This is a genomic window from Selenomonadales bacterium (assembly GCA_017442105.1).
In the GTDB taxonomy this organism is placed as follows: domain Bacteria; phylum Bacillota; class Negativicutes; order RGIG982; family RGIG982; genus RGIG982.
On record JAFSAX010000035.1, the window covers coordinates 1 to 2,372 of the forward strand.

A 2,372-nucleotide genomic window follows, 5' to 3' on the forward strand; every position below is an offset into this window, starting at 1 on the left:
CCATATTGATAGCAATCTCCCAGATTATTTTGTGCAGCAGCATATCCTTGTTCCGCAGCTTGATGAAAACACTTTACGGCCTCTATATAATTTTCCTCATTATAATAGCGGATACCAAGACTGTTCAAACTCCACACCACTTCGTTATCGTATACGATACCCGTTTCTTTTCCCCAAATAAGAGTGCGTTCCATTGTTTTATTCAATAAGATATTACCGAAAACAATAAACGGCTCTTTCTGCATACAAACACGTTTTGCCAAGTCTCTGTCGCAAGGAACCGTATATATTGCAGAAATCGCAAACGGTACATAGGCAAATTTTTTTGTCTCGAACGGTAACTGTTGCTTCTCAATATCGTATCGACTGCGGATCGGCATACAAAGTCCGAGCGGAAGGATTGGAAGTGTTTCCACTCGTTTACGATAGTCTGCATCGGTTTCGTAGTCCGTCTTTTGCCAGCAGATGAAGCGGATCGGGATATCTTGTTCTCCATTACGAAGATAGATGCGTGAATAGTCACAGCAGACCCTATGGTCGTGTACGCGCAAACGAGCAACGATCTCACCATCTATCACACCACTTACAGGCGCATTCTGTGCGAAGAAGTATACGGGAGCCTTCACAAATTGAATGACTTTATTGCGTTCGATATGATGTTGTAAGAATTGCACATCAGTGTAACCGTCTTTTTTCTCTGTGTTAAGAACACCATAGCCGATACGAACAGGCTCCATCTGTGCAATACGTTTTTCATACTCTGCTTCTGTTTCGAATACGTCTTTTTCCAATGGATTGACTGTTTCATCCCATGTTGTTTGGAATGTGCCGACTGTTGCCAACGGGTCTACATCTACTGCCAGATATTCTGCCTGCGATACTCCTTGATACGAATCATCTTTGACATACTGTTTCGCCCTGCCGATATCTTCTGCGGAGAATTGATTCAATCGAAATGATTTTTCCTTATATTCTGCCGCATACCATATCGTGATTTCGACCAAGTTGTTGATAGCAGTCTGTGTATCGTATGTACTTACAGACTGTCCATGGACACCGCGATTCGTGAGCATACTTGTCTCGTGGAATAAGTCGCTGATCTCTTCATCCAGTATGTCTCTGTCACTCAGATTGCTGATACTCTGGAATAAGTCATTGCCACGCTCGCCCAATTCCCGAACGATATATTCAAGCGATTGACGAACCATGAGCATCTTGAAGTTAACATCGGTCGCTTCTTCGGCTTGTACGCATTTATCGTATAATGCTTTGAAATCATTGTATAAAAAATCAAATCTTGACATAATGACTACCCTCTTCGAACAAATATCTCTTATGTATTATTATATCACAAATACTGTCATATTTTCTCAACGATAATTCGTTCTGCCAAAAGAAAAAACAACCATGCTGTTCGCATGGTTGTTCATCTTTCTGTATAAAATTACAGTTTGCGGCTGCCGCGTTTCGTCATGTCGAGACCTTGTTTGCAGAGCGGGCAGTCAGCAGGATCGTATGTGGTTACGGTAAGGTTAAGGAGTGCTTTGTGCGGAACGCCATCAAAGTTTACTTTACCACCGCTTCTGTCTACGAGCATACCGATACCGACAGGTACGCCGCCTTTTTCGATAACGACGTCGAGGACTTCCTGGATGGAACCGCCCGTCGTTACGATATCTTCTACCAAAAGGACACGTTCGCCCGGTTTGATCTGGAAACCGCGACGGAGTGCCATTTTGCCGTTTTCACGTTCGGTGAAGATCGCGCGCGTGCCGAGTGCTTTGCCGACTTCGTGCGCGAGAAGGATACCGCCCGTTACAGGGCCTACTACTACTTCTACGTTGTCGTCAGCGAACATTTCTGCCATGGACTGGCAGAGTTTTTCTGTATGTTTCGGGTGCTGAAGAACTTGGAATTTTTCGACGTACATCGGGCTGTGAAGTCCCGAAGTAAGAAGGAAATGACCTTCCAAGATCGCACCTGTTTCGATAAATAACTGTTTTACTTCTTCTTGCGTCATCATTTGAATGCGCCCTCCATTTCCTCTAAGATCGCTTTGGCTGCTGCCTGACCGTCGGGTGCCGCCGTGATCGGGCGACCGACTACGAGATGCGTCGAGCCTTGACGAAGTGCGCTCGACGGCGTTGCGATACGGCTCTGATCGTTGACTGCGGCGCCGACAGGACGAACGCCCGGCGTAACGATGAGGAAGTCGTCACCGCATACTCTGCGGATAGCAGAAGCTTCTTGCGGAGATGCTACGACACCGTCCATACCACTTTCTTTTGCAAGGAGTGCAAGACGAACGACTTGGTCGCTGATCTCGCAAGTGTGTCCCATCTGTCCCCACTGTTCTTGGTTCATACTGGTAA

At 46.0% G+C, this 2,372-nt stretch carries 3 protein-coding genes; all 3 read right to left on the reverse strand.

What is annotated here, in order from left to right; genetic code table 11:
- The coding region (locus IJN28_01480; GenBank protein MBQ6712444.1) for a DUF4145 domain-containing protein at positions 1-1,304 on the reverse strand (1,304 nt) is incomplete at its 3' end.
- A gap of 140 nt (positions 1,305-1,444) precedes the next feature.
- Entirely contained in the window at positions 1,445-2,020 is a 576-nt protein-coding gene (pyrE, locus tag IJN28_01485) for an orotate phosphoribosyltransferase (GenBank protein ID MBQ6712445.1), read from the reverse strand.
- Positions 2,020-2,372 (reverse strand): orotidine 5'-phosphate decarboxylase (locus IJN28_01490; protein MBQ6712446.1); only part of this gene is annotated, 353 nt, incomplete at its 5' end. The genes pyrE and IJN28_01490, both read right to left, overlap by 1 nt.

Excerpts from the sequence above, each read along its gene's own strand:
- pyrE (MBQ6712445.1), bottom strand. The coding sequence starts at position 2,020 with ATGACGCAAGAAGAAGTAAAACAGTTATTTATCGAAACAGGTGCGATC.